General features: G+C 67.2%; 22 protein-coding genes, 1 tRNA gene and 2 pseudogenes. 12 read left to right on the plus strand and 13 right to left on the minus strand.

Going from position 1 to position 23,339, the window contains the following annotated elements; genetic code table 11:
* Positions 1–45 precede the first annotated feature (45 nt).
* Positions 46–1,119 (plus strand): ferredoxin reductase, encoded by a 1,074-nt coding sequence (locus ACZYX4_RS13115; RefSeq protein WP_463876540.1) that lies wholly within the window; start codon positions 46–48, stop codon positions 1,117–1,119.
* 11 nt (positions 1,120–1,130) lie between these two features.
* Complete coding sequence (locus ACZYX4_RS13120; RefSeq protein WP_463876542.1) at positions 1,131–2,318, plus strand: fatty acid desaturase family protein; 1,188 nt, start codon at positions 1,131–1,133, stop codon at positions 2,316–2,318.
* Between the two features lie 86 nt (positions 2,319–2,404).
* Here the strand turns inward: ACZYX4_RS13120 and ACZYX4_RS13125 are convergent.
* The 3 genes and pseudogenes from ACZYX4_RS13125 to ACZYX4_RS13135 form a co-directional block, all read right to left on the minus strand.
* Positions 2,405–2,637, minus strand: a pseudogene (locus ACZYX4_RS13125) (AAA family ATPase); the annotation flags it as partial.
* A 75-nt stretch (positions 2,638–2,712) separates the two neighbouring features.
* Positions 2,713–3,297: a lactoylglutathione lyase family protein gene (locus ACZYX4_RS13130; protein WP_463876674.1), complete on the minus strand. Its 585-nt coding sequence runs from the start codon at positions 3,295–3,297 to the stop codon at positions 2,713–2,715.
* A gap of 86 nt (positions 3,298–3,383) precedes the next feature.
* A complete protein-coding gene (locus ACZYX4_RS13135) occupies positions 3,384–3,623 on the minus strand; it encodes a YgaP family membrane protein (RefSeq protein ID WP_463876544.1) in 240 nt (79 codons plus the stop codon).
* A 76-nt stretch (positions 3,624–3,699) separates the two neighbouring features.
* On the opposite strand from ACZYX4_RS13135, the gene ACZYX4_RS13140 reads away from it, so the two are divergent.
* The gene (locus ACZYX4_RS13140; protein WP_463876546.1) at positions 3,700–4,470 is read left to right on the plus strand and encodes a sigma-70 family RNA polymerase sigma factor; all 771 of its coding nucleotides are present in this window, start codon (positions 3,700–3,702) and stop codon (positions 4,468–4,470) included.
* A gap of 192 nt (positions 4,471–4,662) precedes the next feature.
* Here the strand turns inward: ACZYX4_RS13140 and ACZYX4_RS13145 are convergent, their stop codons facing one another.
* From ACZYX4_RS13145 to ACZYX4_RS13170, 6 genes and pseudogenes are all read right to left on the minus strand, one after another.
* Positions 4,663–5,298, minus strand: coding sequence for a class I SAM-dependent methyltransferase (locus tag ACZYX4_RS13145; protein WP_463876548.1), 636 nt, complete (start codon positions 5,296–5,298; stop codon positions 4,663–4,665).
* 5 nt (positions 5,299–5,303) lie between these two features.
* Positions 5,304–6,594 (minus strand): annotated as a pseudogene (locus ACZYX4_RS13150) (HAD-IC family P-type ATPase); the annotation flags it as partial.
* A gap of 128 nt (positions 6,595–6,722) precedes the next feature.
* Positions 6,723–8,237 (minus strand): multicopper oxidase family protein, encoded by a 1,515-nt coding sequence (locus ACZYX4_RS13155; RefSeq protein ID WP_463876550.1) that lies wholly within the window; start codon positions 8,235–8,237, stop codon positions 6,723–6,725.
* On the minus strand, positions 8,237–8,554 hold the full coding sequence (locus tag ACZYX4_RS13160) for an SHOCT domain-containing protein (RefSeq protein ID WP_463876551.1): 318 nt from the start codon (positions 8,552–8,554) through the stop codon (positions 8,237–8,239). The genes ACZYX4_RS13155 and ACZYX4_RS13160 overlap by 1 nt, the downstream gene beginning before the upstream one ends.
* Before the next feature lie 130 nt (positions 8,555–8,684).
* Positions 8,685–10,058: a DNA repair protein RadA gene (gene radA, locus ACZYX4_RS13165; RefSeq protein ID WP_463876553.1), complete on the minus strand. Its 1,374-nt coding sequence runs from the start codon at positions 10,056–10,058 to the stop codon at positions 8,685–8,687.
* A gap of 65 nt (positions 10,059–10,123) precedes the next feature.
* Complete coding sequence (locus ACZYX4_RS13170; RefSeq protein ID WP_463876555.1) at positions 10,124–11,251, minus strand: FUSC family protein; 1,128 nt, start codon at positions 11,249–11,251, stop codon at positions 10,124–10,126.
* Between the two features lie 255 nt (positions 11,252–11,506).
* Between ACZYX4_RS13170 and pstS the strand changes: the two genes are divergently transcribed.
* The 4 genes from pstS to pstB all read left to right on the plus strand — a co-directional run bounded on the left by pstS (position 11,507) and on the right by pstB (position 15,645).
* Entirely contained in the window at positions 11,507–12,625 is a 1,119-nt protein-coding gene (pstS, locus tag ACZYX4_RS13175; RefSeq protein ID WP_463876557.1) for a phosphate ABC transporter substrate-binding protein PstS, read from the plus strand.
* A 142-nt stretch (positions 12,626–12,767) separates the two neighbouring features.
* Positions 12,768–13,700 (plus strand): phosphate ABC transporter permease subunit PstC, encoded by a 933-nt coding sequence (gene pstC / locus ACZYX4_RS13180; RefSeq protein WP_463876559.1) that lies wholly within the window; start codon positions 12,768–12,770, stop codon positions 13,698–13,700.
* Positions 13,701–14,810, plus strand: a complete 1,110-nt coding sequence (pstA, locus tag ACZYX4_RS13185) for a phosphate ABC transporter permease PstA (RefSeq protein WP_463876561.1) — start codon at positions 13,701–13,703, stop codon at positions 14,808–14,810. It abuts the gene before it with no gap.
* A 55-nt stretch (positions 14,811–14,865) separates the two neighbouring features.
* Positions 14,866–15,645: a phosphate ABC transporter ATP-binding protein PstB gene (pstB, locus tag ACZYX4_RS13190; protein WP_463876563.1), complete on the plus strand. Its 780-nt coding sequence runs from the start codon at positions 14,866–14,868 to the stop codon at positions 15,643–15,645.
* A 31-nt stretch (positions 15,646–15,676) separates the two neighbouring features.
* On the opposite strand, the gene ACZYX4_RS13195 is transcribed toward pstB, so the two are convergent.
* The 3 genes from ACZYX4_RS13195 to ACZYX4_RS13205 all read right to left on the minus strand — a co-directional run bounded on the left by ACZYX4_RS13195 (position 15,677) and on the right by ACZYX4_RS13205 (position 18,357).
* Positions 15,677–16,690, minus strand: coding sequence for an anion permease (locus ACZYX4_RS13195; RefSeq protein ID WP_463876676.1), 1,014 nt, complete (start codon positions 16,688–16,690; stop codon positions 15,677–15,679).
* A 4-nt stretch (positions 16,691–16,694) separates the two neighbouring features.
* Entirely contained in the window at positions 16,695–17,312 is a 618-nt protein-coding gene (locus ACZYX4_RS13200) for a DUF47 domain-containing protein (RefSeq protein ID WP_463876565.1), read from the minus strand.
* A 388-nt stretch (positions 17,313–17,700) separates the two neighbouring features.
* Positions 17,701–18,357 (minus strand): hypothetical protein, encoded by a 657-nt coding sequence (locus tag ACZYX4_RS13205; RefSeq protein WP_463876567.1) that lies wholly within the window; start codon positions 18,355–18,357, stop codon positions 17,701–17,703.
* Positions 18,358–18,592: 235 nt separating this feature from the next.
* Between ACZYX4_RS13205 and ACZYX4_RS13210 the strand changes: the two genes are divergently transcribed.
* The 5 genes from ACZYX4_RS13210 (at position 18,593) to ACZYX4_RS13230 (ending at position 22,804) form a co-directional block, all read left to right on the plus strand.
* Positions 18,593–18,665, plus strand: a tRNA-Lys gene (locus ACZYX4_RS13210).
* A gap of 934 nt (positions 18,666–19,599) precedes the next feature.
* Positions 19,600–20,124 carry a MarR family winged helix-turn-helix transcriptional regulator gene (locus ACZYX4_RS13215; RefSeq protein ID WP_463876569.1) on the plus strand — a complete coding sequence of 175 codons (525 nt, stop codon included), beginning with the start codon at positions 19,600–19,602 and terminating at the stop codon, positions 20,122–20,124.
* Between the two features lie 34 nt (positions 20,125–20,158).
* Positions 20,159–20,419, plus strand: coding sequence for a hypothetical protein (locus tag ACZYX4_RS13220; protein WP_463876571.1), 261 nt, complete (start codon positions 20,159–20,161; stop codon positions 20,417–20,419).
* 293 nt (positions 20,420–20,712) lie between these two features.
* Positions 20,713–21,735 carry a PHP domain-containing protein gene (locus tag ACZYX4_RS13225; protein WP_463876573.1) on the plus strand — a complete coding sequence of 341 codons (1,023 nt, stop codon included), beginning with the start codon at positions 20,713–20,715 and terminating at the stop codon, positions 21,733–21,735.
* 238 nt (positions 21,736–21,973) lie between these two features.
* Positions 21,974–22,804 carry a putative protein N(5)-glutamine methyltransferase gene (locus tag ACZYX4_RS13230; RefSeq protein WP_463876575.1) on the plus strand — a complete coding sequence of 277 codons (831 nt, stop codon included), beginning with the start codon at positions 21,974–21,976 and terminating at the stop codon, positions 22,802–22,804.
* Here ACZYX4_RS13230 and ACZYX4_RS13235 read toward each other — a convergent pair whose 3' ends face one another.
* A complete protein-coding gene (locus ACZYX4_RS13235) occupies positions 22,805–23,299 on the minus strand; it encodes a hypothetical protein (RefSeq protein WP_463876577.1) in 495 nt (164 codons plus the stop codon).
* Between the last annotated feature and the right edge of the window lie 40 nt (positions 23,300–23,339).

Below are 23,339 nucleotides of genomic sequence, written 5' to 3' on the forward strand. Positions count from 1 at the left end.
GCCTTGAGTGAAGAATTGTGGCCTTTTCTGACATACGATTAATGAATGATCCGGCTCCGTAAGCTGGCGCGTGCCGCATCTCTATTAACCACCCCACTGGCTCCAGAAGACATTCTGTCGCTGTTCAATCCTGTGTTTTCCGCCCGCCAGTTGCGCGGCGTGGTCACAGGGGTGGTTCCAGAAACGGCCGATTCCGCCACCATTTTCTTCCGTCCCGGCCGCGGCTGGCAAGCACACCTTGCCGGCCAGTGGGCCCGTATAGGCGTCGAGCTCGACGGTGTCCGCCACTGGCGGTCCTACTCGCTCAGCGCCCCCGCCGGGCAAGACCCGGCCATCACTGTCAGTGACATGGGGGCCGTCTCCGGGACGCTCGTGCGCAACACGAAGCCAGGTGACGTGCTCTTCCTCGCGCCGCCGCAGGGCGACTTCCTCCTTCCGGAGCACCCGCGGCCCCTGCTGATGCTCACCGCCGGGAGCGGCATCACCCCGGTTATGTCGATGATCCGCACGCTCGTCCCGCACCGCCCGGACTCCGACGTCGTCCTCATCCACACGGCACGGACCCCCGCGGACGCCATCTTCCGCGAGGAACTGGCCGAACTCGCGGACCAGTTCCCCAACTTCCGCGTCATCCACTGGTTCACCGGGGAACGTGGGCGGCTTGACTTCAGCTCCGTTGCCGGGCTGGAAGAGCTTTGCCCGGACTGGCGCCAGCGGGCCGCTTACGCCTGCGGCCCGGAAAGCTTCCTGGACGACGCCGAGGCCCTTTGGGAGGCGGAGACCGCAGCCGCCGAGCCCGCCTCGGAGGCCACCCTTACCATCGAACGCTTCAGCACCAAGCTGGCTGGCGGCGCAGGGCACGACGGCGGTCTGGTCACGTTCGAGTCGTCGGACCGCGAAGTCGAAGCCGGCGGCGACACCCCGCTGCTCGACGTCGGCGAGGACGCCGGCGTCCTGATGCCCAGCGGCTGCCGCATGGGCATCTGCCACAGTTGTCTCATCCCCCTCCGGGCCGGCCAGGTCCGTGACCTGCGCACGGACGAAGTCCATGGCGAACCCGGCCAACTAATCCAGACGTGTGTTTCGGCAGCCGCCGGACCCGTTAACCTCGACCTCTGAGGAGTACCCGCATGACGATTGTTTCCGACAAGCCTGACCTTTCCGAGGACGCTCCCCAGCGCAAAGCGCCCGCTGCCGTGAAGACGCGGCCCGGCGCCCTTGCCGAGACGGGCAGCCCGACCCTCCGGCCGCCGGCGGCCGCGCATCTCTCCGACGAGCAGATCGCCGAGATGGGCCGTGAACTCGACGCGATCAAGGACGACATCCTCGCCAAGCGCGGAGCGTCCGACGCCGCCTACATCCGCCGCATGATCAAGATCCAGCGCGGACTCGAGATTTCCGGGCGCGCCACGCTTCTGGTCAGCAAGCACAAGGCGGCCTGGGTTGCCGGGACCACCCTGCTCAGCTTCGCCAAGATCCTGGAAAACATGGAGCTCGGGCACAACATCCTGCACGGCCAGTGGGACTGGATGCGGGACCCGGACATCCACTCCACCACCTGGGAATGGGACTTCGTTACCCCGGCGCGCTCCTGGCAGCACACCCACAACGATCTGCACCACCGCTGGACCAACGTCGTCGGCAAGGACAACGACGTCGGATACAACCTGCTGCGGATGGACGCGGACCAGGAATGGAAGCCGTTCAACCTGGGAAACCCGCTCTACAACGCCCTGCTGGCACCGGTCTTCGAGTGGGGCATCGCGATCTACGATCTCGAGCTGGTCGACTATAAGGAGGGCAACAAGTCCAAGGAAGCCCTCACCAAGGACCTCAAGGCCCTTGGCCGCAAGGCGCTCACGCAGTTCACCAAGGACTACGCTGCCACTCCCGCCGTCGCCATGCTGACCGGCTCCGGCAAGCAGGCGCTGTACGGCACCCTGACCGCGAATGCTGTCCGCAATGTCTGGGCGCACGCGGTGATCTTCTGCGGACACTTCCCCGAGGGGACGGACACCTTCACCGAGGAAATGGTGGAAGGGGAGACCCGCGGGGACTGGTACGTGCGGCAGATGATCGGCTCCGCCAACATATCCGGCTCCAAGTTCATGCACCTGATGACCGGCAACCTGTCGCACCAGATCGAGCACCACCTCTTCCCGGACATTCCGTCCAACCGCTACGCCGAGGTGGCGCCGAAGGTGCAGGAGATCTGCAAGCGTTACGGCTTGCCGTACACCACCGGACCGATCTGGAAGCAGGTCGGCTCCACCTGGGCCAAGGTCTTCAAGCTGGCACTGCCGCCCAAAAAGGCCTAAGCGCCGGGGCTCAACTGGGTTGACTGAAGGGCGCCTGCCATTGCGGCAGGCGCCCTTTTTGCGTGCCCGGGCGGGAACGCCGCGTGGAGGAACGCCCGGATCTGGGGGAATAGCCGCTCGAGGAGCCGGTAGTTGCCGCGGGTGATCCGTTCTATCGCGGCGATCGCTTGGGCATCCGTGTAGTCCTCGGGGTCAGTGACCGGCCAAGGCGTTTCCAGTGGCGGTCCAGGACAAACAAGAGCTCTTCACGGCCGTGGGCCCGGTATCGGTCGGAGAAGCCGAGGCGGCTGTGAAGCTGCGGGTAGTGCCGGACTCGTTGAGCCAAATCGAGGGGTAGGGGGCCGTCTCGTTCGGATGAAGCACGCCCATGATTCTCGGGCGCGATCGGGAATTGTCAGGCGTCGTAGGCGCCTGCCGAGTAAGTGAGTTCATAGCTGTGGCTGTAGATCTCGATGAGGTTTCCGAAGGGATCCTCGCAGTAGACCATGCGGTAGGGCTTTTCGCCGGTGTAGTAGTAGTAGCGGATGGGCATGCGCTGCTTTCCTCCGGCGGCAACGATTTTTGCTGCCAGTCCTTCGACGTCGGGGTCCTGGACGCAGTACTGGAAGACGCTGGTTTTCCAGTACTCGAAGTTGTTCTCCGGGCGCTCAGAGTTCCTGAATTGGAAGATCTCCACTCCGACGCGGTCGCCTGTGGACAGGTGCGCGATTTTGAATGATTGCCATCCGGAGCCAAAGACGTCGGTGCACGTAACACCGATGGGGCTGTCGTCTTCTTCGATCGTGGTCGGTTCCATGACGACGTGCCAGCCGAGGACTTCGGAGTAGAACTTCACTGCCGCTTTCAGGTCGGGAACACTGAGTCCGATGTGGGAGAACGAGCGGGGATAGGTTGCGTTGGTGGTCGTTTTGGCTGTCCTCTTTCTGAATGGTTTGTAGTGAGGGGAGGTGTAGTGGGCTGTGGGACAGCCGATGATGATCGCTGTCCCACAGCCCGGGTCGAGGTCAAGCTAGTGAGCGGATGCGCCCCCGGGGGTCGCAGGCCGGGTGACGAAGTCGTTATCGATCACGAATCCGAGCCCCGGAGGTCGGTGCGCTTGGGTTTGCCCCATAGGTCGGCGTGGAAGAGTGGAGCCAGCAGACAGAAGTTGAAGACTCCGGCAGCGATCATGACCCCGCCGAGGACAGCCAGCAGGGTGCCCCATAGGCCGCCGACGGTCAGAATTCCTACTGCAGCCAGCACCAGCCCGGCTATTATCCGCAAGGCCCTGCCGGCAGTGCCGCGCATGAAGCTTACAAATTCCATGATCCTTCTCCGTTTCTCGGGTAGATACTGTGTTAGACGCCGCCGGCCGGTGAAGTGGACATGTAGGAGCGAGCTAATGCTGAGTGCGGAAGAATTCGTCGCAGGACTGGAAGAAGAGTTACCCCGGCTGCGGCGTGCGGCGTCGCGTATGGCTCCTGCGGGCATGGAACCCGATGACCTGGTTCAAGACGTCCTCGAACGGGCGTGGCGCGCTAGGGAAGTTTTTCGTGGGGACGCTCGCCTGTCCACGTGGCTCCACCGGATCCTGATGAACAGAGCCACCGATCTTGGGGCCCGAAGCCTTCCACAGGCCGCAACCCTGGATGGTCTGAATCTGATTTCTCTGACGGTTGGCGACCCGGCCGGGATCGTTGAGAAAGCGGAGAACCGGCAATGGCTCCGGGCGGCCATGTCGACGCTCGGCGTCGAGGACAAAATGGTCCTCGTTCTTCACGACGGTGAAGGATGGAGTGCGGCTCAAATCACGCAATTAAGCGGGTGGTCTTCCGCTGCGGTGTATAAGAGGATTCAGCGGGCGAGGCTTCGCCTGATCCAGGCGCTGTCCGAGACGCCCGGCGTCATCGACGGGCAGAGCCAGGAATGCCGTGACGCGCGCGGGCACCTTGGACAGTATTTTGACGGGACTCTGGAGCTCCGAATCATGGAAACGGTTGACGAGCACCTCCAAAGTTGCCGTGATTGCCCGCCGCTGGCCCAGGCCCTCGTCGGTCTGCGGGCAGCTCTGGCCCGTGACGCACCAGTACCGGCAACCGGGGCAGGGTTGGCGGATGCCATTCGCCTGCTGCGCCTGGAAGCATCTTCCCTGCAGGACCAAGATGGCCGTTGAACCTCGTCATGGTCCACCGGCCCGAAACCCCGGACCCGGCAGGCGATGGGGGCAGCGTGACCGGCTTGCCGTGATCCCTGGTGCGCGTAATTGCGCTGTCCTGGACCGTTCAGGCGCTCCACCAGTTCGGTGGTGTTGGTGGGGTGTACCCGGCCCAGGCTTCGGGTCTGGGAATGCCGCGCGGAGGGGCGCTCAGGGTTTGCCGGCCACCCCGAGAACGTGGGCCACCCGCGGGTTGCCGGGAAGGACCGAGAAGCCGAAGCGCTCCAGGGTCTGCACCGTCAGCCCCGCTCCGGCGATCACGGCGGCGGTGTTCCGGTTCGGATGGCATCCGCCGGCGATCCGGCTCCACAGCGGTGTGAGAAGGTCCTCGGCGGCCCCCAGCACGAGGTGCGCCGAACGGACGTGCTCATAGAACAGCAGCAGGCCGCCCGGCCGCAGGACCCGGACCACCTCCGCCAGGGCAACAGACTGGTCCGCCACGCTGCACAGCACCAGGCTGGAGACAACGACGTCGACCGAGGCGTCCACCGCCGGCAGCGACTCCGCCACGCCGTCTTCAACGGTGACCGGCACCGGCGCCCTGGCCGCGGCGGCCCGGGCCAGCTCCCGGAGCGTGGGGTCCGGTTCGAGGGCCAGCACGCCCGTCACCGCGGAGGGGTAGAGCGGGAAGGTGGCCCCGTAGCCCGCCCCGATTTCGACGACGGAGCCGTGTGCCGCTTCCAGGAGGCGCCGGCGGTGCTCCGCTGCCCCGCGGGCGTCCATCCGCGGACCGACGCGGGCAAAGGATTGCCCGAAGGATGAACGGCGGGGGCTGGTCTCCGGCATAGGGGTCACTTTACGCCGACATCGGCGGGGTTGAGTTTCAGGCCCCGCAGCAGCTGGGCATTGAGCGCCACCACGATTGTGGAGGCGGACATCAGCACAGCACCGGCGGCGGGGGAGAGGACCACCCCGGCGAAGGCCAGGACACCGGCAGCCAGCGGCACCGCCACGATGTTGTAGCCCGTGGCCCAGACGAGGTTCTGCCACATCTTCCGGTAGCTTGCCCGGGACAGGTCCACCATCGACAGCACCGCCCAGGGGTCGTTCCCGGCGAGGACCACACCGGCGGACTCCACCGCGACGTCGGTTCCGCCGCCGATCGCGATCCCCACCTCGGCCCGGGCCAGGGCGGGGGAGTCGTTCACGCCGTCGCCCACCATGGCCACCCTGAGGCCGCGGGACTGGAGTTCGGCGACTTTCTTGTCCTTGTCCGCCGGGAGGACCTCAGCGAACACCTCGTCGATGTTCAGCTCGGTGGCCACGGCCTGGGCCACCTGCCGGGCGTCGCCGGTGATCATGGCAACCTTGATTCCCCGGTCCTGCAGGGCCGCGACCGCCTGGCGGGATTCCGGGCGCACCGCATCCTCCAGGCTCACGGCACCCAGCACGGTGGTGCCGTCCACCACGTGGAGCACCGCCGCGCCCCGGTCCCGCCAGGCAGCCGTGACGGCGGCCAGCGTTGGGGGTTCCGCTGCGCCGAGTTCCCGGAGCAGGGCCGGGCCGCCCACCGGGACCGTCCTGCCGCCGATCGTGGCGCGGACGCCGCGGCCGGTCAGGGACGTGAAACCGCTCGCTTGTGGGACCGGGAGCCCGCGCCCTCGGGCGGCCGCCACGATCTCGCGGGCCAGGGGGTGCTCGCTGGGGACCGGACCAGGATGGTGTCGCCGCTCCTGAGCTCGGACACCCTGACGGTTTCGGTTCCTGACTCCGTGCGGCGTTCCGCCTCGTCCGGCAGCAGCGCCGCGAGGGCATCCAGGGCGCCCTGGGCCGAGCCGAGGGCGCGCATTTCGATCCAGTGCCCCAGCAGCATGATGTCGACGAGCAGGGCCAGTTCCCACCAGAAGTCGAGGTCGAAGCCGCCGATCCCCAGGGTGGTCACCCACGATGCGGTGAAGGCGACGGTGATGGCCATGGCGATCAGCAGCATCATCCCCGGTTTGCGGCTTTTCAGCTCATGGTCAGGCCGCCCTTGAGGAACGGCTCGCCGCCGTAGAAGAAGATGGCAGTGCCCAGCGCCGGCGGAATCCACGCGGAGCCGGGAAAGACCGGTGCCTGGTAGCCGAGCAGGTGCCCGAACATGGGGCTGAAAAAACCACGGGTACAGCCAGGACCAGGGTCAGTCAGAACCTGTTTTTGAACATCGCCACGCTGTGCCCGGCATGCTTTACCATACCCCTAGGGGGTATACTCGGCAAGGGGTTTCCGGGTCATCGGACCTCGATCACGCCCATCATGCCCAGGTCCTCGTGGTCCAGGATGTGGCAGTGGTACACCGAGCGTCCGCTGAAGTCGCGGAACGCGATCCTGACAGTGGCGCGCCCGTTCGCCCGCACGTTCACCACGTCCCGCATCACTACAGAACCGACGGCCTGGCCGTTGTCGTCGATGAGCTGCATCGGCCACACATGCAGGTGGAAGGGGTGGTCCATGGGGCTGGTGTTGACGAGTGTCCATTCCTCCACGGTGCCGGCCGCGACGGTCGTGTCCGTGCGGGCCTCGTCGTATTCGCGGCCGTTGATGGTGAAACCCATGCCGCCCATCCCCCCGCCCCCGCCCCGGCGTCCCGGTCCCGCACCCATGGACAGGACGATCTGCCGGCGTGCGGCGACGGCGGCAGTCCGCAGGTCCTCTTGGGCCGGCCGGGACGTGACGGCGCCGGGCGGGGCTGCGGCGGCGCCGCTGACCCGGAAGGTCGCCAGCGTGCCCGCCCCGCGCGCGGGCACCGCCCCCCGCCCCATCATCATCCCCGGCATGGCGCCACGGTCGTAGGGGAGGGCCTGGAGCGCGGCTTCGCCGGCGGCGGCGGTCACCAGCAGGTCCGCCCGGTTGCCCGGGGCCAGCAGAAGTTCGTCGACGCTTTCGGGTTCGGGGGACCGTCCCGAGTCCATGCCGAGCAGCTGCAGTTGCTGGCCGTCGAGCCGGAGCCGGAGATAGCGGGCCACGGAGGTGTTGATGATCCGCCACCGCTCCCGGGCGCCTGGCTGGGCAGTGAACAGCGGGTCGCTCTGCCCGTTGAGCAGGAGCAGTCCACCCTCCCGGCCCGCCATGCGTTCCATCGGCGACACGGCGGCGATGTTCCCGGCGCTGTCCAGGGAGGTGTCCGAGACAAGCAGAACCCGTTCTGTGCTCACCGGGATGGGTTCCGGATCTTCGACGATGATCGCCCCGAAAAGACCGGCGAAGATCTGGTCCGCGACCATGCCGTGGTGATGCGGGTGGTACCAGTACACGCCCGGCGGGTGGTCCGGCGGCAGCCGGTAACGGTAATCAACGCCCTGTCCGGGCAGGACCGCTATAAACACATTGTCCGCGTCGGCCTGCGGGGACACATGGAGGCCATGGACGTGCAGGTTCGTCGGTTCGCTGAGGCCGTTGACGAGCCTGACGTTGAGCTCATCGCCCGGCCGCAGGCGCAGGGTGGGGCCCGGGACGGTGCCGTTGTAACAGAGTGCGCGGGCCTGGCGGCCGCCGAGCTCCACCCGTCCGGGGGCGGCGTCAAGGGTGAGCTCCAGCCGGCCGTCTGCGCTGCGAAGTTCGGCGGGACCGCGCAGCTCGGCACCCTGCGGGGGCGAAGCGCTCCCGCTGTTGCCGCCGCTGTTGCCGCCGCCGTTGGGCTGCTGCGTGGAATTCAAGGACCACCACAGCCCGGCGCCGCCCGCCACAGTGGCCGCAGCGCCCAGGCCGCCCACTATCAGGGCGTCGCGGCGGCTGATCGGCCGCATTACGGCTCCTCGCCGAGTACTTTCATATTCTCGCGGTACTGCTCAGCGGTGAGCTCGCCCCTGGCGAATCGTTCATCGAGAATCAGCCGGGCCTGGCTTTTGCCGCCCGGATAACCCGGGCCACCCGGGGGAGTCCCCGGCGGGCCATAAGGCCGGGCGCCGTAGGACCCGGCGGGCCCGTACTGTTCGGGCCGGTCGCGGCTGGCTCCGCCGGTGAAGAGGCGGACCGCGAGCAGCACCAGCACCGCGATCCCTACCAGCAACAACAGACCCCAGAGCCACATCCAGCCGAAGCCGTTACCGTAGTAACCCATCATGGCCTGATCCCTTCGCCCGTGACCGTCCCTACCCCCCACTGCTCCCATCTTCCGCCGGATACCGGTTAAGTGATAGGGCCCTAGGTCGCCTTTCGGGCGAAACGCCGGACCGGGGGGCGGCGGGGCAGCGTCAGCTGATCAGCAGGCTCAGCGCTTCGGTCAGGTGCCCTACTTCCCGCACCGAGAAGCCCGCCGGCACCGGGCCCGGGCCGTTGGGGCTCGCGGGCACCACGGCATGGGTGAAACCCAGCCGGTGGGCTTCGTGGATCCGCTGGTTGATGCCGGGCACGGGGCGGACCTCGCCGGCGAGCCCCACTTCGCCAAAGGCGATCAGCCGCTCCGGCAGGGGTTTCCTGGCCTTCGCCGAGGCCACGGCCAGCGCGACGGCGAGGTCCGTGGCGGGCTCGCTGAGTTTCACCCCGCCCACGGTTGCCACGTAGGAATCGTCCTTGTTCAGCAGGCAGCCGGCCCGCTGCTGGAGGACGGCCAGCAGCATGGCCACCCGGGAACTGTCCAGCCCGCTCGTGGCCCGCCGCGGCTGCGAGCTGGAACTTTCGGCCAGCAGGGACTGCACCTCGGCCAGCAGTGGGCGGCGCCCCTCCAGGGTCACCGTGATGCAGGTACCGGAGACCGGCTCCTTGGTCCGGGAGACAAACAGCCCGCTGGGATCGGCCAGGCCCACAATGCCGTCCTCGTTCAGGTCGAAGCAGCCGACGTCGTCCGTGGGGCCGTAACGGTTCTTGACCGCCCGCAGCAGCCGCAGCCGGGAGTGGCGCTCGCCTTCGAACTGGCACACCACGTCCACCAGGTGCTCGAGCAGCCGGGGACCGGCGATGGAGCCGTCCTTGGTCACGTGCCCCACCAGCAGGGTGGTCATGTTGCGCCGTTTGGCCGCGGCGATCAGGGAGGCAGCTACCTCCCGGACCTGCGAGACACCGCCGGCGCTGCCTTCCACGTCGGCGCTGCTCAGCGTCTGCACGGAGTCCACGATCAGCAGCCGCGGCTCAAGCTTCTCCACCTGGCCCAGGGCCTGGCCGAGGTCCGTTTCGGCGGAGAGGTACAGGGATTCGGCGACGGCGTCGATCCGGTCCGCGCGGAGCTTGACCTGCGCGGCGGATTCCTCGCCCGTGATGTAGAGAACGTCCTGCGCGGTGCGGGCAAACTTGGCCGCGACGTCCAGCAGCAGGGTGGACTTGCCGACCCCGGGTTCGCCCGCCAGCAGGATCACGGCACCCGGGACCAGCCCGCCGCCGAGGACACGGTCCAGTTCGTCCACGCCGGTAGGCAGGAAAGCCGCAGTGGTGGCGTCGACCTCCGCGATCCGGCGGGCCGGCTCCAGCACGGTGGCGGCCGCCGTTGTGCGCGCTACGGCGCCGCCGGTTTCCTCCACGCTGCCCCAGGCCTGGCACTCGCCGCAGCGGCCCACCCACTTGGCCGTGGTCCAGCCGCATTCGGCGCATTTGTAGCCCGGCGCTTTGGTCGCCCGGGAAGTCTTGGTAGCCATTGCTCCACCCTATCGGCGGACGCCGACAAGCACGCTTCCGTGCCCACGCTTCCGCGCAGCGGCGGCTACAGCGGCGGAAGGATGTCCCGGGCTTCCCGGGAGTCGACGCCGGCTGCCTCCAGCAGGTCCACCATCAGCGGGCGGAACAGCATGACCACCGCTTCGCCCTCCAGCCGCTGCACGTCCAGCAGCCGCGGGTGCAGCCGGCCGGCGATCTCCCGCAGCTCAGTCCGGGCCGTCCGCAGGTGCGCGCGGCGGGCGCCGTCGTGCACTTCCGCCAGGCCCAGGGAGAGTTCGTCGACGGCGTCGGCCGTGTCCCGGAGGACGTCGGCGATGTTCTGGGTGGCGTCGTCGGACAGTGCCGCATGGTTGATGGCGCTGGTCAGTCGGCGGGCAAAGACGCGGCTGTTACGCAGGGCAAGGTCGATGTAGTCCAGCGACTGCTCCATCCGGTCCAGCTCGTCCCGGTGCCGGCGGTAGGCCGGCGCCAGGGTGGCGACCTCGCCGGAGGCCCGCAGGGACTGGCGCATGGCATCGATGAGCGGCTGGCAGTTCCGCCCGCGGATGAGCGCATGCCAGGCCTGGGTGGAGTCGCTGTAGCTCAGCGCGGAGGCGCATTCGCGCAGCATCTCGGCGAGTTCGTGCAGGAGCTTTTTGACGTCGCTGCGGGGCTCGCGGCGCGGGTCTTTCGGGATGAGGACCGTCACGAGCAGGGCGAACACGCCGCCCACAATGGCGTCAATGCTGCGGGTGAACGGGCCCCCGGCCGGCGCCGGCAAAAGAACCACCAGCAGGGACTGCAGCCCCAACTGGGTGGTGAAAATCGTGCCGCTGTCCAGGAACCTTGCCAGCAGGATCGAGAACAGCAGCACGACGGCGGCCTGCCACATCCCGGCGCCCAGCCAGTGCAGCAGCAGGTCCCCGACCGCGATGCCGATGGTGCAGCCCAGGCCGACCTCGATCACGCGGCGCAGCCGCGGGTCCCGGGAAAAGCCCAGGGAAATGAGCGAGGACGTGGCAGCGAAGAGCGGGCCGCTGTGGCCCAGCACGTTCTCGGCAAACGCGTAGGCGCCGACGGCGCAGGCGGTCATCTGGATGGCCGGCACGAGGGAGTTCCGGCTCCGGACCAGACCCGTGCGGACCCTGCCGCGCAGGAATCGGGCGCTTGCGGAAAATCCAATAGCGGGGGCCATGCGCTCCAGTCTATTGGCCGGTGTGCCGTCCGACCGTCCGCGGGAACCCCCTTACGGCTGTGACTCGGCTAACGCAACGGGGGCCGGCCGATGTAAGCCAATGTCCCGGCGTCGTTAACCCTTCGTTCATCTTGGTCGGCCATTCTCTTCATCTGGGGCACCTACCTTCAATAAAGGTACAAACCGTACGCATCCCTGTCTGGTCTTCTCCGGCCCGGCACGCATTCAGAAAATCCCTGGAAGGGGTACATCTAAGTGAAGGCACTCCGCTTCGGCCGCAACGCGGCTATCGCTGTCATCTCAGTCGGCGCTCTCGCGCTGACCGCCTGTGGTTCGGACAACGCAACGGGCACCGCTCCCGCCACCTCCGCCGCTTCCGGTCCCCAGGTGACGGGCACGCTGACTGGCATCGGCTCCTCCGCTCAGGGTGCTGCCATGGACGCGTGGAAGACCAACTTCGCCTCCGCGAACCAGGGCGCCACTGTGCAGTACTCCCCGGACGGTTCCGGTGCGGGCCGCAAGGCACTCCTGGACGGATCCGCCCAGTTCGGCGGCTCCGACGCCTACCTCAAGGACGACGAGTACGCCAGCTCCACCACCCAGTGCGGACCCGACGCCGCCCTCAACCTCCCGGTCTACATCTCCCCGATCGCCGTGGCCTTCAACCTGCCCGAGGTCAAGGAACTGAACCTCGACGCCGTCACGGTCGCCAAGATCTTCCGCGGCGAGATCGCCAAGTGGAACGACCCCGCGATCGCCACCCAGAACCCGAACGCCACGCTGCCGGACCTCGCGGTCACCCCGGTGAACCGCTCGGATGACTCCGGCACCACGTCCAACTTCACCGACTACCTGGCCGCCGCAGCCCCCGAAGCATGGACCGACAAGGCTTCCGGTGTCTGGCCGGCAACCCTCCAGGGCGAGAACGCCAAGGGCACCTCCGGTGTGGTCAAGACCGTCACCGACACCCCGGGCGCCGTGACCTACGCCGATGACTCAGCCGTGAGCGGCAAGCTGGGCGTCGCGCTGATCAAGGTGGGCGAGTCCTACACGAAGATCTCCGCCGAGGCAGCAGCCAAGGCAGTCGACGCCGGCAAGCCGGTTGCGGGCCGCAGCGCCAACGACCTCTCCATCAAGCTGGACCGCGCCACCACCATCGAAGGCGCGTACCCGATCGTGCTGGTTTCCTTCCACATCGTCTGCAGCACCTACGCTGACCAGAAGACCGTGGACCTCGTGAAGGCTTTCGAGAGCTACGTAGTCTCCGACGCCGGTCAGACCGCGGCCGCTGATGCCGCCAAGTCCGCTCCGCTGTCCAAGGACCTGCAGGACAAGGCCCTCAAGTCCATTGAGTCCATCAAGGTCAAGTCCTAGGGATTCCTGGCGCTGACAGGCTTAGTGTAAACGCCAGCCTGATTCTGGTTCCCTGTCCCGGTCCGGCCGTCATCGACGGCCATGCCGGGGCAGGGAACCAACGTGTTTGTCCGACGTACACAAAGATCTGAAGGATCGTGAAGTGACCACCACCTCCATGACCAAGTCCCGGGGCGCAGGCCGCGCCGGAGATAAGGTCTTTTCCGCAGCCACCATGGCCGCTGGGTGCCTGATCCTGGCCGTGCTCTTCGGAGTGGCGCTCTTTCTCCTCATCCAGGCGTTCCCCGCCCTCGTGGCCTCCCCGGATGAGATCCAGGGTGGCAAAGGCTTTTTCGCCTACATCTGGCCGATCGTCATTGGCACCCTTATCGCGGCCGTCATCGCCCTCGTGATCGCGACGCCGGTTGCGATCGGAGTAGCGCTCTTCATCTCGCACTTCGCCCCGCGTAAGCTCGCCTCCGGCCTGGGCTACGTGGTAGACTTGCTGGCTGCGATCCCCTCCGTGGTCTACGGTGCCTGGGGCGCCGCGTTCCTGGCCAAGGAGATCTCGCCTGCCTACAACTGGCTGGCCGACAACATGGGCTGGCTGCCGATCTTCCAGGGCCCGGCCTCGGCCACGGGAAAGACCATCCTGACCGCGGGAATCGTGCTGTCCGTCATGATCCTGCCCATCGTCGCCTCGCTGAGCCGGGAAATCTTCCTGCAGACCCCCAAGCTGCACGAGGAGGCCGCGCTGGCCCTCGGGGCAACCCGCTGGGAAATGATCCGGATGGCCGTGCTTCCCTTCGGCCGCCCCGGAGTCATCAGTGCCGTCATGCTGGGCCTGGGCCGAGCCCTCGGCGAGACCATGGCCGTCGCGCTCGTACTGTCCTCCGGCGCACTGACAGCGAGCCTCATCCAGTCCGGAAACCAGACCATCGCCGCTGAAATCGCGCTGAACTTCCCCGAGGCCAGCGGCCTGAAGGTCAACACGCTGATCGCCGCAGGCCTGGTCCTGTTCGTCATCACCCTCGCCGTAAACATGATCGCGCGCTGGATCATCAGCCGGCACAAAGAATTCTCGGGAGCCAACTAAATGACCGCCACCCTGACCCCAGTGAAGAAGCGCTCGGCCCTCACCAAGGGCCAGCTCCCGAGGTGGGCACCCTATCTGGTTCTCGGCATCGCCCTGGTTCTCGGCGCGGCGGTCCTGGCCTTGATCGGCTTCAACGCCCTCGGTTGGGGAATCGTCTCGGCGATCATCTTCGCCGTCGGCCTCGTCGGCTGGAGCGCCGCAGTGGAAGGCTCCCGCCGCGCCAAGGACAAACTGGCTACCAGCCTTGTAGTGGGCGCGTTCCTCGTTGCGCTGCTGCCCCTGTTCTCCGTGATCTGGACTGTCCTGGTCAACGGCCTGCCGGGACTCATGGAGCCCGGCTTCCTTTCCACCTCGATGAACGGCGTCACCGGCACCTTTGACAACAAGAGTGTCGAAAACGGCACTCCGGTGGTCGGCGGCATTTTCCACGCCCTGACCGGCACGCTGCTGATCACAGCGATGGCGACCGTGATTTCGGTGCCGGTGGGCCTGTTGAGTGCCATCTACCTGGTGGAGTACGGCAACGACCGCCCGCTGGCCCGCGCCATTACGTTCTTCGTGGACGTCATGACCGGCATCCCCTCGATCGTGGCGGGCCTGTTCGCGGCGGCGTTCTTCTTCGCAATCGTCGGGCCGGGCACCAAAACCGGTGCTGTCGCCGCCGTCGCGCTCTCCGTGCTGATGATCCCCGTTGTAGTCCGCTCCAGCGAGGAAATGCTCAAGATCGTCCCGAACGAACTCCGCGAAGCGGCCTACGCATTGGGCGTCCGCAAGTGGCGGACCATCCTCAAGGTGGTCATCCCGACGGCGATTTCCGGCATCGCCTCGGGCGTCACCCTCGCGATTGCCAGGGTGATCGGCGAAACAGCCCCGATCCTGGTCACCGCGGGCTTCGCCACCTCGATCAACTTCAACGTGTTCAGCGGCTGGATGGCCTCGCTGCCCACATTCATCTACACGCAGATCCTCAACCCCACCTCGCCATCCAACCCGGATCCGTCCTCCCAGCGCGCCTGGGGAGCCGCCCTGGTCCTCATCATCCTGGTGATGCTGCTCAACCTCGGCGCCCGCCTTATTGCCCGCACGTTCGCCCCCAAGACCGGCCGCTAGCCCGGCGCCGGGGACCAAAACTTCAGCCCGTACCTCCAGCAAGTGAAGGAACATCATGTCTAAGCGCATCGACGTCAAGGACCTGAACATCTACTACGGCAAATTCCTGGCCGTCGCAGACGTCAACATCAATATCGAGCCCAAGTCCGTCACCGCCTTCATTGGACCCTCCGGCTGCGGCAAATCCACCTTCCTTCGCTCCCTGAACCGGATGCATGAGGTGATCCCCGGTGCCCGGGTCGAGGGTGAGGTGTTGCTCGATGGCGACAACCTGTACGGCCCCGGCGTGGACCCGGTCACTGTCCGCTCGCAGATCGGCATGGTGTTCCAGCGGCCAAACCCGTTCCCCACGATGTCCGTCCGAGACAACGTACTGGCCGGCGTGAAGCTCAACAACCAGAAAATGTCCAAGGGGGAGGCCGACGTGCTGGTGGAGCGCTCCCTGCAGGGCGCCAACCTCTGGAACGAGGTCAAGGACCGGCTGGACAGGCCCGGCTCCGGCCTGTCCGGCGGCCAGCAGCAGCGGCTCTGCATCGCCCGCGCCATCGCCGTGGAGCCGCAGGTCATCCTGATGGACGAGCCGTGCTCCGCGCTGGACCCGATCTCCACGCTCGCCATCGAGGACCTCATCAACGAGCTCAAGGACCAGTACACCGTGGTGATCGTGACCCACAACATGCAGCAGGCTGCCCGTGTGTCGAACAAGACGGCGTTCTTCAATATCGCGGGCACCGGAAAGCCGGGCCGGCTGATCGAGTACGGTGACACCCACACCATGTTCAGCAACCCGACCGAGAAGTCCACCGAGGACTACGTTTCCGGCCGCTTCGGATAAGCGCTCCGACGGGGGACCACCGGACCGCGCGCTAGAGTGCCGCGAGCGGTGACAGGGATAGCGCCAGCACGAACGCCACTGCCGCGGTGACTGCCGGCGTGATCACCCAGAACATCAGCACGCGGCTCACGACTTTCCGGTTGGTGGCGGGGAACCCCTGGTTGGTGCCGGCGCCCAGCACGGCTGATGTGACCGTGTGCGAGGTGGAGATGGGCCACTGTAGGCCGACTGCGCCCACCAGCAGAATGGCCGAGCTGAACAGCTGCGCCACGGAGCCGCGCAGAGGATCCATCCGGATCATCCGGTAGCCGATGGTGTAGGAAATCCGCCAGCCGCCGGCCAGGGTCCCGGCGGTCAACAGTGCCGCGGTGAACAGCGCCACCCAGACTGGCATCTCGCTGCCGTCGGACAGCCCGGACGCCATCAGCGCCAGGATCAGGACGGCGCTGGTGCGCTGGCCGTCCTGCAGTCCGTGGGCCAGCGCCACGGCGCCCACTGCAATGCTCTGGGCCCTCCGCGAGCGGCCGTTGACCACGCTCGGCGGTGTGTACCGTGCGGCCCACGTCGCGGGCCAGACCAGCAGGTAGGCGCCCATGAACGCAATCAGCGGCGAGAGCAGCAGCGGAAGCACCACCTGGAAGAGCAAGGACGTGTCAACGCCCCCGACGGCGTTCCCGCCGACAGCTACGCTCGCGATTCCTGCGCCGGCCAGCCCGCCAACGAGGGCGTGTGTCGAGGACGACGGGATGCCCCGCCACCAGGCGTAGGTTCCCCAGAGAACGGCGCTGACCAGGCCCGCCACCAGGATGGTCAGCCCGTTCGCCCCCGCGGGCAGCTGCACCCAGGTTTGGCTGACCGCGAGGGCCAGGGCGGCGCTCAGCCCGGCGCCGATGAAGTTGAAGAATCCGGCCAGCAGTACTGCGACGGTGGGGGTGAGGGCCCGGGTCCGGACGGCCAGTGCCACCGCCGCCGAGGCGTCCCTGAAGCCGTTCAGGAAGGCGAATGCCCCGGCGAAGACCACCACCAGGGCAAACAGGAAGATCATCACGTCAGGATTCCTTGACGATGATGCTGCCCACCTGGGTCGCGATCTTCCGCATGTCCCGGGTGACGTCGACCAGCTGGTCGGCGATGTCGCGGGTGCGGGCGTACCGCGCCGACTTCATTTCGTTGAGCATGTCCGCCACCCAGACGCGGTGGGAGCTCTCTGCGCGCTTGGCCAGCCGGAGGACCTCGATCCAGTAGTCCTCGAGATCGTCCAGGTTGTCCAGCCGTCGCATGGCGTCGACGGTGAGCTCGGCCTGCCTGCTGATGATTTCCAGCTGTTCCGCGGCGCGTTTGGGCAGACGGTCCAGGTTGTAGAGGGACACCATCTCGGCGGCGGCGTCGAGTTTTTCCATCGCTTCATTGAGATGCCGGGAGAGGGCGTACATGTCTTCGCGGGGGAGCGGGCTCACGAAGGTGGTCCGCATGTGGGTCAGCAGAGCGAAGTGCAGCTCCGCGGCCTTCGCCTCATGGTTGTGCATGTCCTCCACCAGCCGGGCATTCTCACTGGCCGGGGCGCCAAGGATCTCGGAAAGGGTGCCCGTGGCCAGCACGATCTGGCTTGCCAGCTGGGCAAGGAGGTTCAGCCCGGCGGGCTCCTGGGGGAAAAGGCGCAGCTTCACGTGTGATTACCGGTCTTCGGGAGGGAGGTGCACGGGTGGTGGCTGCCGGGTCTCTGAGGTGGTGGTGACCCGCGCATAAGAATTACTTTACCGTTCGGCTTGAGAACGCCGGAAAAGAGCCCCCGGCGGCCTTTGTAATATGAAGTGGGCCCGGTACGGCCGGAACAGGGGCACCGAGACGGCCGGCCCGCGGGGTGCGCAAGGGCATGAAAATGGTGCCGAACCGGATACGCCTCTCGGCGGTAGGCCGCTCTAGGCGGCTAGATGTTGAAGCCCGGGGGTTTCGCGGTTCGGCACCGCTTTTAGTTTTCTACGAGGTGCGGCACAAGTCAACATTGACAGTCCGTGGGTGGCATGCGTATCGGGTTTCCGGGGCGTGCGGGGTGATTCAGTCGAGCTCGCCCCGGCGCCAGGCGTTGGCAGCATGTTCGAGGTCCTCGGCGGTCTTGACCAGGAGGTGCGAGTTCCGGGTGAGCTTGCTCGCGTGGGTCTCGTTGCTGTGCTCGGCGCCGTCCGCGAGGGTGGCCTGGCCCAGTGCCACCACGCGGCAGAAGGCTGCGGAGCGTTCCAGCGCGACGTCGAATTCGCCGTCGAACGCTCCGGACAGGATGGCGTCCGCCATCGACTTCATCTCGTCCGCTCCGGGCGGCTCGGCGGCGCCGGCCACCACACGCGATACCTGCGCGGTGTCCTTGCCGGCCTTGAAGTAGACGGAGATCCGCTCGGGATCCTGGATCGTGGCGGCGCGGATGGCGTACAGGCGCCAGAGGGCCCCCGGGAGCGAGCGTGCCGGGCTTTCGGCCCACATCTCAGCGATGGCTTCCAGGCCCTGTTCATCCGCAAGCTTCACCAGCCGTTTGGTCACGACGGGGTCGTCGCTGTCGCGTCCGCGGCGTACGAGGGCGCGGGCGGCGAGATGGGCGGCTTCGGAGATGCGGGCAGGATCGGCCCCGCCCGCGAAGGGCTCAAAGTCGATGGGGGCGAAGGGCTTCGGCTTGTGGTGCCGGTGCGGTCCGGGGGCGCTGGATCCTGCTTGCTCGCTCATGCCACCACGCTACTCCAGTGCTGTCGGGGAATCGAGCGTGTGGACCGTCAGCGCCGCAGCGGCCCGGTAACGGCGCAGGGCCGGCGGCGGACTTCCGCCACGGCGCACGACGGCGTCGTCCCCACCCGGTGCAAAAACCCGCCCCGGTCTGGGGTACAGTATTAACGTCCAGAAATGGACTGGGCTGATCGGCCCTTGAACAGCGGATTCATCCGTTGTTTCGGGGCTTCGGCTGGGGCCTTTAGCTCAGTTGGTAGAGCATCGGACTTTTAATCCGTGGGTCGTGGGTTCGATCCCCACAGGGCCCACCCGCCGAGCAGGTCAGAGGCATATTGCCTCTGACCTGCTTCTGTTTTAAGGCCGCCACTCAACGGAAACCCAGCTAATTGGATGGCGTCCAAGGGGTGCGTGCAACTGAGGGTTCGGCGAATAGCTGCTCGCCGGGAGTGGTGGCCTTGACCGGTTGGCCGAATGGGTCCGGCGGTTCAGAGAGCCTCTCATCTGCCGCCATCCCCTCTGCTCCGGGATGCATCAGGAGCCCGCTTCTCGTGAGGTCCCCGATAGTAGACACCCTCCAGGTCCGGGGCAGGTAGGGCCGGTTAAGTTCCCCACGCAAAGGCCCCGCCCTTTTCGGGGGCGGGCCTTTGGGTTTCGGGCTATTGTTCGGCTCTGGCCGCAGGCTGGCTCCAGTTTTCATGGGGGGGATTGTGGAGCCAGCCTCAGGAGCGGCACCTCGCTGGGGTGTGCCGTGTGGCACCGTCACCGATGAGTGCCACGTCCCGGCGTTACGGTACGGACGGGACCTGCACTTTTCCTTGAACCTCGGCCGTCATGGCCGCATCAGCAGGGACCCAGTACGTGGTGGCCACCTTCGCCACGGACCCGGGAGCGGCCTGCTGAGGCAGAGCCGTACGTGTGGTTCCGCCCTGATGGAGGGTCGGCTGTGTCGCCTCGTACTTATCGGCACCGTAGGTGCGGTGACCTCGGTCGTCGTCTCTTGCCTGCGGCGGTGCTGTTCCTTGTGCCTCTGCGCGGGGCCTGCGCCGTGGAGGTCTTTGCCCGGGGCCGAAGGGGTGGCGGCGGCCCTGCTCGGGATGACCGTCGTGTCCCCGGCACTGCTATGGACCCCCTGCCTGCTGCCTAAACACACGGCATCCCGGCACCGTTAATGACATCTCCCGCGTGTGGCGGGGAGGCCACAAACCACGCTGGACTAGTAATCAGTTCAGCTAGGATTACCGGATGAACGCGCACAGCCCTTCCGGTTCCGGGTACTGGTATAGACCCGACGACAGGCTCGACCCGCCCGGCGCAGTGCTCCAGGCGCTGCGTGAATACCGCAATGTGGAAGTCGCCCGGCGGCGCTCCACACGGGATTCCATGGGGATGGGCGAGACGGACCTGCTGGCGCTGAGGTACCTGCTGCGGGCCCAGACCAATGGCGAGCAGGTCGGACCCAAGGACCTCAGCCGCGTCCTGGGCATCACCACGGCCTCCACCACCTCGTTGATCGACCGCCTCGTGAGCAGCGGCCACGTCCGCCGCGAGCCCCACCCCACGGACCGGCGCTCCCTGGTGATTGTTCCCACGGTGGCCACAGATGCGGAGGTGCGGGCCACTCTGGGGGACATGCACCGCAACATGATGGCTGTCGCTGAGGGCCTGAGCTCCGAGGAGGCGAGGATCGTGGTCAGTTTCCTGCGGCGGATGAGTGAAGCCATCGCCCAGGCCCCTGACCACGGCAGTGAGGAATCACCCTCAAACTAGCTAGTCAGACTAGTTATATGTATGCTTACTAACTATGGCTGATATTCGTTTTTCCGGCGGCGCCATGGCTGAACTGGGCCCCGCCTCCGTGCGTCCCGTGCAGTCCCTGGCCGCACCGGTCCACTGCGGGATGCCAATGGAGTGGAAGTCGCCTATGTCGGCCACCATGTCCGTGTACTCCTTCGCGCCGGCCGATGCCGCGGCAGAGCTGCCGCCGCTCTGGCGCTGCGGTTGCGGCTTCCAGCTCGACGGAATCGTGCGCACGCCCAGCGTCCTGTCCAAGCTCAGCCGTTGACCCGCCCTCAGCTGTGGCCCTGGCGGAACGGCTCTGCCGGCCGGACGGCCGGCCCGTCACGGTAGGCCAACTCCTGTAGGTCCTCGGTCCGGCGGGCGTAGTTCGGCTCTTGGGGTAGGTATCGACGTGGCAAAGGACCAGCATTGTCTGCGCCGTCACGGCGAAGACCACCCTGATCGTTGACCGGTCGAGCAGCAGCATCCCCCCGGACGCGGCCCCCGCTGCCCGAAGCGGTGCAACACCGGAGCGTCGGAGGGGGTCCCGGGTGGCCGCGAGGGGTGCAGGATGGTGCCATGGATGCCGTCGACGCCCTCAACGAGATTGCCTTCTGGCTCGAACGCGAGCTTGCCCCGACCTTCAAGATCCAGGCGTTCCGAAAAGCCGCCGGAATCATTGCCGGGCTCGGGGCAGAGGACCTGGCAGCCCGGGCCGGGGACGGCCGGCTCAGGAGGACCAGGGGGATCGGCGATCGGACGTACCAGGTCATCAGGGAGGCGCTCGACGGCGACGTGCCCGAGTACCTGCGCGGTCTGCGAAGCCGGGGAGCCCGGCCGCTGGTGCCGGGAGGCCATGAGCTGCTTGCCTCGCTGCGGGGCGACCTGCACAGTCACAGTGACTGGTCCGACGGCGGATCCCCGATCGAGGCCATGGTGGGCGCCGCCAGACTGCTGGGCCGCGAGTACCTCGCGCTGACCGATCATTCGCCCCACCTCAGGATCGCCAATGGGCTCAGTGCCGAGCGGCTGGCCGGACAACTCGACATCGTCGCGGAGATCAATGCCCGCAGCGACGGCGGTTTCCGCCTCCTGCGGGGCATCGAGGCCGACATCCTCGAGGACGGCAGCCTGGACCAGACCCCGGAGATGTTGGACCGGCTGGATGTCGTGGTCGCCAGCGTGCACTCGAAGCTTCGCTCGGACAGGCGCACCATGACCCGGCGAATGCTCGGCGCGATCACGGACCCGCACATGAACGTGCTCGGCCACTGCACGGGCCGTCTCATTCAAGGGGGGAGGGGAACGCGTCCGCCGTCGGAGTTCGACGCGCAGGAGGTCTTCGCCGCCTGCGCGGAGCACAGCGTCGCCGTCGAAATCAATGCCCGGCCCGAGCGCCAGGACCCGCCGGGAGCCCTCATTGAGGTGGCCCTCGACGCCGGCTGTCTGTTTAGCATCAACAGCGATGCCCACGCCCCGGGCCAGCTCGATTTCCTGCAGTATGGTGCCGAGCGCGCGGAACGCAACGGCGTGCCGGCGGAGCGGATCGTCACCACCTGGCCCCTGGACCGCCTGCTGGAGTGGGCCGCGTCGACGCGCTGACTGCTGGCGCCGCCCTCCCCGGGGGACATGCCCTCCGGGGGCGGGGAAGGCTGGACATAGTGCCTCTATGCCCAGTGTCCGGCGCAGGGGAGGGGCATGTCCCCTGCCGCGTACCGTGCCGGGATGCCGCCGTCGTCAGTTCGTACAGTGAGTCAGTTCGTACAGTGATCCGTGGGGTGGTGCCGTCCTGCCACTTCGATAGCATGGGATTCCGGCACCATCAGCGGACAGGGGGCGCATGAGGGCTTCTCCCGCGCCCTGTCCCTCGGTTATCACGCGGCTGCGGGCTGCGGGCTGCGTCTTCGCCGAGGAGGAATCCCGGTTGCTGGCCGCTGCCGCCGCGACGCCGGATCAGCTTGATGCCCTCGTGGAGCGGCGCATTTCCGGGCTTCCGCTCGAGCACATCCTGGGCTGGGCGGAGTTCTGCGGGCTTCGGATCGAAATGGACGCGGGTGTGTTTGTGCCGCGCCGCCGCACCGGTTTCCTGGTCCAGCAGGCCGGTCGGCTCCTGGCCGGCACCGGCGGCACGGGGCGCGCGCCCGTCGTCGTCGACATGTGCTGCGGATCAGGGGCGGTCGGAACCGCGCTGGCGGCACTGGCCGGACCCCTGGAACTTCACGCCGCAGACATCGACCCCGCCGCGGTGCGCTACGCAGTCCGGAACATCGTTCCGCTCGGCGGCGCCGTCCACGAGGGGGACCTCTACGAGCCTCTCCCGGCGCGGCTGCGCGGGCGGGTCGACATCCTCGCAGTCAACGCCCCGTATGTTCCGTCAGGGGAAATCGGCACCATGCCGCAGGAAGCCCGTCTCCACGAGCCGCGGGTTTCCCTCGACGGCGGCACGGACGGGCTGCAGGTCCAGCAGCGGGTGGCCGCCGCGGCGCCCCAATGGCTGGCGCCGGGCGGCCACCTGCTGGTCGAGACAAGCCCGCGGCAGGCGTCGAGGACCGCCGAGCTGTTCCTCCGCAACGGACTCACGGCCCGGGTGTCCAGCGCCAGGGAGCTGGACGCCACGGTGGTGATCGGAACAGCGAGTGGCGCGACGGCCGGGCCGGCTGGACCGGTGTAGCTAGGAAACCTTGTCGGGATCGACGTTGGTCGCGGCTCCGGCCGGGGTGGCCCCGCCTTCGTCGGACCAGTCCTGCCCGTGCTGGTCGTTCAGCGCCGGGTCGGACTCCACGTCGGAAGCAGCGGACGCAGCGGCTGCGGAAGAGGTCCCCAGGTTCACGGTCTCCGGATGAGTGCTGTGCGCGGGGATGCCGGCAGCTGCCGCGTCGTCGTTCGACTTTTCAACGCCAGCAGTTCCGGTGGGGGCATCGTCACGGCGTACGGCTGAGCCGATGACCGTCCCGGCGCGCCGGGCAGCCTCGCCGAGCTGTTCAGACACCTCGGGTGCCTTTTCCTTCACAGCTTCGGTCGCCGCGGTCACTTTGTCCTGGACCGGCTGGCTTTCCCAGAGGGCCGCCGCGCGGGCCTTGAGCTTCTCGTAGGCTGCCCGCCCGGACCGTGACCCAAGAACGTAGCCTGCGGCGATTCCGGCTCCAAAAAGAACTTTGCCTTTCATGCTGTACCCCTGCTCCTTGGTGGTGCTCAAAATGTGGTGG

It is taken from the genome of Pseudarthrobacter leeuwenhoeki, assembly GCF_055412885.1.